This window comes from Bradyrhizobium sp. P5_C11_2 (assembly GCF_054049755.1).
Genome location: NZ_JBFULT010000562.1, coordinates 1 through 4,919, shown reverse-complemented (window position 1 = coordinate 4,919; position 4,919 = coordinate 1). Strand labels below are relative to the sequence as shown.

General features: G+C 63.9%; 7 protein-coding genes and 1 pseudogene. 3 read left to right on the top strand and 5 right to left on the bottom strand.

Going from position 1 to position 4,919, the window contains the following annotated elements; genetic code table 11:
- Positions 1 to 286: pseudogene (locus tag ACXJL8_RS34045) on the top strand (GNAT family N-acetyltransferase); the annotation flags it as partial.
- A 96-nt stretch (positions 287 to 382) separates the two neighbouring features.
- Here the strand turns inward: ACXJL8_RS34045 and ACXJL8_RS34040 are convergent.
- The 4 genes from ACXJL8_RS34040 to ACXJL8_RS34025 form a co-directional block, all read right to left on the bottom strand.
- Entirely contained in the window at positions 383 to 688 is a 306-nt protein-coding gene (locus ACXJL8_RS34040; protein ID WP_015686575.1) for a hypothetical protein, read from the bottom strand.
- Between the two features lie 85 nt (positions 689 to 773).
- Positions 774 to 1,073, bottom strand: coding sequence for a putative quinol monooxygenase (locus tag ACXJL8_RS34035; protein WP_456621949.1), 300 nt, complete (start codon positions 1,071 to 1,073; stop codon positions 774 to 776).
- Between the two features lie 24 nt (positions 1,074 to 1,097).
- Positions 1,098 to 1,784: a DUF2161 domain-containing phosphodiesterase gene (locus tag ACXJL8_RS34030; protein ID WP_456621950.1), complete on the bottom strand. Its 687-nt coding sequence runs from the start codon at positions 1,782 to 1,784 to the stop codon at positions 1,098 to 1,100.
- Between the two features lie 173 nt (positions 1,785 to 1,957).
- Positions 1,958 to 2,638: an SDR family oxidoreductase gene (locus ACXJL8_RS34025; protein WP_456686371.1), complete on the bottom strand. Its 681-nt coding sequence runs from the start codon at positions 2,636 to 2,638 to the stop codon at positions 1,958 to 1,960.
- An 87-nt stretch (positions 2,639 to 2,725) separates the two neighbouring features.
- Here ACXJL8_RS34025 and ACXJL8_RS34020 point away from each other — a divergent pair, with 87 nt between their 5' ends.
- Complete coding sequence (locus tag ACXJL8_RS34020) at positions 2,726 to 3,550, top strand: SGNH/GDSL hydrolase family protein (protein WP_456621952.1); 825 nt, start codon at positions 2,726 to 2,728, stop codon at positions 3,548 to 3,550.
- Here the strand turns inward: ACXJL8_RS34020 and ACXJL8_RS34015 are convergent.
- Complete coding sequence (locus ACXJL8_RS34015) at positions 3,495 to 4,238, bottom strand: tyrosine-protein phosphatase (protein WP_456686370.1); 744 nt, start codon at positions 4,236 to 4,238, stop codon at positions 3,495 to 3,497. The genes ACXJL8_RS34020 and ACXJL8_RS34015 overlap by 56 nt on opposite strands.
- Before the next feature lie 72 nt (positions 4,239 to 4,310).
- Between ACXJL8_RS34015 and ACXJL8_RS34010 the strand changes: the two genes are divergently transcribed.
- Complete coding sequence (locus tag ACXJL8_RS34010) at positions 4,311 to 4,622, top strand: MliC family protein (RefSeq protein ID WP_456686369.1); 312 nt, start codon at positions 4,311 to 4,313, stop codon at positions 4,620 to 4,622.
- Positions 4,623 to 4,919 lie beyond the last annotated feature (297 nt).

The window sequence follows — 4,919 nt, the reverse complement described above, 5'->3', positions numbered from 1 at the left end:
CCTGTTCAGCCGGCTGATTGCGGAGGCGCGCTGGAAGGGTTTCAAGCGCCTGCGCATCACCACGGGCTCGGAGAATCACGCCATGCGCGCGCTTGCCAGGAAGTTCGGCGCGCATCTGCAATTCCGCCRTGGCGAATCGACCGGCACGATCGATCTGGCCAAGACCCCCGAAGCCGAGCTCGCCGAACTCGCAGCCGCGCCGTTCAGGGCCGGTCGCGCCTTGCTCAGCTTCAACTCGACCTGCTGGAAGCTGATTTCGAGCATGTACGGCAACCGCGCCGCCTGACGCGGTTTTCCGACAAGACCCTGCTCACGCAGTGGAATCGAAAAGCGGACCGGCCAGGCCGGTCCGCTTTTGCATTGAAGCCACAGAAATGAGCGTTCAGGTGCCGGTGCGCTTGTCGTTGCCGAAGCGGCGTACGACGCGGCGTTCGACCACGACCGAGCGCTGTGCGCCCTGTTCGCCGGCGATCACGCGGGTCGCGGTGATACGGCTGTTGGTCCGGGCCTGCTTCTTCACCTCGGCCTGCACGACATCGAGCGGCATCCCCATCAAGGCGGCGGCGATCTCGGCCTGCTGCTCCTGATCGTCGGTGATGCCGACGGCGGCRAAAATCGCCTCGTCCAGGGTCGGCGGATCGTGGCGGACGCGCCGCGTGCCGTACTTGGTGTTCCAGTCTGCGCTCATAGGTGCCTCGTTTCGATGCCGGGATACCTAGTGCTGTCCATGTTGCATTGCAATATGAATTTGGTGTGGCATCTCAGCTATGCACTCACAGCTTTTCGAGCTTGCTGGCGTCGTAGAGGTCGAGCGTCGCCGGGCCCGTGGCCAGTGAGCGCAAGGTCCGCACCAATTCGCGGGACGCTGGTACCGCGAAGTGGGCCGACAGCGCCGCCCGGTCGGCCCATTGTTCGACGAATACCAGCCTGAGCGGGTTCTCGCAGTCGACATGCACCGCATGGGAGATGCAGCCAGGCTCCTGCCGCGAACGACGGACGTGTTCAAGGCTCAGGCGGCGCACCTCTTCGAACGTTTCCGGCCGGGCTGTCACACCGGCAGTCACCACGATCATGCGCGTCCTCCCATGTGCCCGTCGCTAGGGCTGTGCTGCCTCGCGTGCGGTGTCTCCGACCGGCACCTGCGGCCAGCGCTTCAGCGCCGCGTGGCCGGCCTCCGTGAGTCGATAGATTCCGCGTTCGGCGCGTTCGAACCAGCCATAGACATTGTGCAGCAGAATCTTGCCGGCATCGGGGCAGCGCTCGCGCAGCTCGCGCACGGGACGCGGGCCGGCGGCAAGCGCGGAGGCGCACGCCAGCGCCTGCTGGCGATAGGCCGTCATGATCGGCGCGCGCGTGCTGCCGCCGAGCACGGGATCGCCCTGGCGACGCTGATGCTCGGCAACCAGCCGCGAGCGCGTCTTCGGCTCGCGGCGCGGCGCCGCCGTCGGCGGCTTCACCAGCACCTCGACCTGGCCGCGGTCGGTCACGCCAAGCATACCGAAGCCGAGGCGGCGACAGAGGTTGCGATAGCGGGCATCGCTCTCGCGCCCCTTGCCGCGCACCGACATCTTTGCGGCGATCCAGATCTCGTCGCCGGCCGGCGCGCGGTCGACCGCCTGGAGGATCAGCTCGAGATTGAAGGCAAGTTTGAGTTCGCCGATCACCACCACCGGCGGATCGCCGGCGCTCAAGCCCACGAGATCGCAGCCGCCGATCTCGCCCTTGACGGTGAAGCCGAGCTCTTCGAGGAAGCGTTTGACGGGCAGATAGAGCGCGGTTTCCACAGGCTTTCCGGTCGGAGAATCAGTTGCAAGCAGTCTAGCCCGGATCGGAGTTAGGGCTCGGCGCCATTTGATCCGGAACGGACGGTGCGATTATCCTGCGGACGGGACAATTGGGCGCCGCCAAGCAGAGCATCCGTTTCAAGGGCAATCTGCGGCTATTGGTGGCGGATTGACTACACCCGTCCGCTCACGGGGATCAGCGCTCCGGTGACGCCGCTCGCGGCATCGCCGGCGAGGAAGAGGATGACCTCGGCGAGCTCCAACGGCGTCACCCATTTGGAGAAGTCCGCATTCGGCATGCTGGTGCGGTTGGCCTGTGTGTCGATGGTCGAGGGCAGCACCGCGTTCACGGCGACCTTGCCTTTCCATTCATTGGCGAGCGCCTCGGTGAGGCGATGTACGGCTGCTTTCGATGCGGCGTAGGGGCCCATGCCGGAGYCGGCCTGGAGCGCGCCCATGGCGCCGATATTGACGATCCGGCCGGCCTTGGAGGCGGCGAGATGCGGCAGCGCCTCGCGCGAGGTGTTGAGCGCGGTCAGCACGTTGAGCGCATGCATGCGCTGCCACGTCTTGATGTCGCCGTCGCCAACGGTCTCGAAGGCAAAGCCACCGGCGATGTTGACCAGGGCATCGAGCGTGCCGAAATGTCTTGCCGCAGCCTCGACCGCCGCCTTCGCCTGCGCCGCGTCGGACAGATCGACGCCGCCAATCTCGATGCGGTCGGGCGTGGCAGATGCTTGCGAGGGCGCATGATCGATGCCGGCAACGCGCGCGCCCCGCGACTGCGCGACCTCCGCGACCACCTTGCCAAGCGCGCCGAGCGCGCCGGTCACGACAATCACTTTCCCCTGCACGATACTCTCCGCCGTTTCAATTCGCGCCGACTATTGCGCCGGCAGAATTGGACTTGCAATGGCGGCATCTTCAAGGCTGAATGAGCGATGCAACGTCAGGTCGTGGAGGAGGGTCTTTTCATGCCCGATAATTTGCCGACCATCGAATTTCCCGCTGCCATCGTCGATTTGAAATATCCGCTGGAGAATTTCCGGACGGCGTTGGGAGGAAAGGGTCCCGTCCGCATCGTGGCGATGGGGTCGTCCTCGACGGCCGGGCTTGGCAATGTCGTTGCCTATCCGGCGCGACTCGAACTGTATTTGAGGAAGCACTTCAAGGATGACGATCCTCATCTGAACATCCGGATCGATGTGTTCAACCGGGGCAAGGGTGGCGAGGATGCGCCGCAGGAAGTGGCTCGGTTCAACGACGACATTTTTGCTGACAATCCTTCGCTGGTGCTCTGGCAGGTTGGAACCAACGCCGTGTTTCGCAAAGAGCAGTTCAACTTCGATGAGGTGGTCAGGAAGATCGCCGAGGGATTGAAACTCCTGCGCGACCACCCGACCACGGATGTCGTGCTGATCGATCCGCAATACGTGACGGCCATGCTGTATGACGGCAATGCCGAACTCTCGGAAAAGATGGTTTCGGCGATCCGCACCGCCGCGCAAGGCGCCAAGGTCAATTTGTTCCAGCGCTGGGCGCTGATGCGGCACTGGCACGTCTACAATAACGCCTCGTTCGAGCAGCTGCTCGCCGCGGATGACGATCTGAAGCTGCACCAGAGCGACTGGAGCACCATGCACGTCGCCCGTGCTCTGCGTTCGGCAATCCTCAAGGCCACCGGAGCCACGCAAAAATGCGGTTGTTTGATTACGACTGGAGATAACGCGCCTTCAGCGCCTCCCGCTCCGGTGGGCCAATCTTGAGCCCGTCCCGCAAATAGGCTTCGAGATCGCCATACTCGGCATGTACCGCCTCGAAGCCGGCGTTGAGGTAGGAGGCCTCGACGCTCCCGATCGCGTTGCGCACGTCGTCAGGCAGTTCCGTCGCAGCCGTCGCATCGCGCCGATAGAACTGGTTGGTCAGCAGATAGTCCTCGGCAATGACGTCATAGGGCACGCCGAGCGCATGCAGGATCAGCGCGYTGGCAAAGCCGGTGCGGTCCTTGCCGGCCGTGCAGTGGACCACCAGCGGCGCGCGGTCTTCGAGGAGGTGGYCGAACAGCGCGCGAAAGCTGTGCGTGTTATGGCGGACATAGTTGCGATAGGATTCGCGCATGATCTCGAGCGCAACCGGCGCGGTCAGTGTGCCGCGGGCGAGCTCGGCGCGCAGCGCGGCCACGACTGTCGGCTCGATCGGCAGCGAATGCACCGCTATCTCGTTCACGACGCAGACGCCCGCCGCGCGCTCCTCCAGCCCACGAAAATCGAACGCGCTTCTGACGCCGAGCGCACGGACGATCTCGATATCGGCCGCCGTGAGCTGGCCGAGATGGTTGGAACGGAAGATGAGCCGCCAGCGCGTGGTGCGGCCATCGATGGTCGGATAGCCGCCGAGGTCGCGGAAATTGCTGGCGCCTTGCAGGGCGAGGTGGCGGGCAGGGGAATCTGACATGAGATGAGCTTGGGTTATGTTTCCATTGGACGCACGACGGGGCGTCCTTGAGGTCTAGCACAGGGGGCGATCATGGACCGGCACAAGGCCATTCTTTTGGCAATCACCATGCTGGCGGGCGGAATTCTCGGCGCCCGGCAGGCCGATGCGCAGACGTTCCGGACCTATCGCTGCGCCGATGGTACGCAATTCATCGTGGGGTTTTATGACTACRACAAGCGCGCCTTCCTCCAGATCGACGGCGAGCCGGTCACGCTCGCCAAGCGGCTGACGGTCTCGGGCACACGCTATTCGGGGGCGGGGACCACGCTGACGATCGGCAAGACCGGGGCCACCACGGTCAAGCATCTGAAGCGGCCGGTGACGGCCTGTGCGGTGATCTGAGTTCGGCCGTCAAGGCCGAGAATCGAAACAAGAATCAAAAAGGGCCGAAACTTCGTTGTTTCGACCCTTTTTCAAACTGACGCCGGGCGTTCGAGAGAGCGCGGCGGTACTGAACCGAACGCAGGCATCAGCGATCCCATTTCGGCTTGGCTTCATCGACTGCTTCCTGAGCCGAAACTTCGTTGTTTCGACCCTTTTTCAAACTGACGCCGGGCGTTCGAGAGAGCGCGGCGGTACTGAACCGAACGCAGGCATCAGCGATCCCATTTCGGCTTGGCTTCATCGACTGCTTCCTGA